The sequence below is a fragment of the Sphingobium sp. D43FB genome, from assembly GCF_002312805.1.
In the GTDB taxonomy this organism is placed as follows: Bacteria; Pseudomonadota; Alphaproteobacteria; order Sphingomonadales; family Sphingomonadaceae; genus Sphingobium.
Genome location: NZ_NMUA01000220.1, coordinates 1 through 415, shown reverse-complemented (window position 1 = coordinate 415; position 415 = coordinate 1). Strand labels below are relative to the sequence as shown.

At 66.5% G+C, this 415-nt stretch carries 1 pseudogene; it reads left to right on the top strand.

Annotation, left to right across the window (positions count from 1 at the left end):
* Nucleotides 1–42: 42 nt before the first annotated feature.
* Nucleotides 43–415: pseudogene (locus SxD43FB_RS24115) on the top strand (NADH-quinone oxidoreductase subunit D); the annotation flags it as partial.

Sequence of the window (415 nt, the reverse complement as noted above, 5' to 3'; positions counted from 1 at the left end):
ACCGAAGACACCCCGGCCGCCGGCGGCACCCGCACGGTCGAGATCGACAGCCACACCATCAATTTCGGCCCGCAGCATCCGGCGGCGCATGGCGTGCTGCGCCTGATCCTGGAGATGCAGGGCGAGGTGGTGGAGCGTGCCGACCCGCATATCGGCCTACTGCACCGCGGCACCGAGAAGCTGATCGAGCACAAGACCTACCTCCAGGCGCTGCCCTATTTCGACCGCCTGGACTACGTGGCGCCGATGGCGCAGGAGCATTGCTTCGCCCTGGCCGTCGAGAAGCTTCTCGGCATCGAGGCGCCGATCCGCGCGCAGTACATCCGTGTGCTGTTCGCCGAGATCAGCCGCGTCCTGAACCACATCCTGAACATCACCACCTATGCGCTGGATGTGGGCGCGACGACGCCGAGCC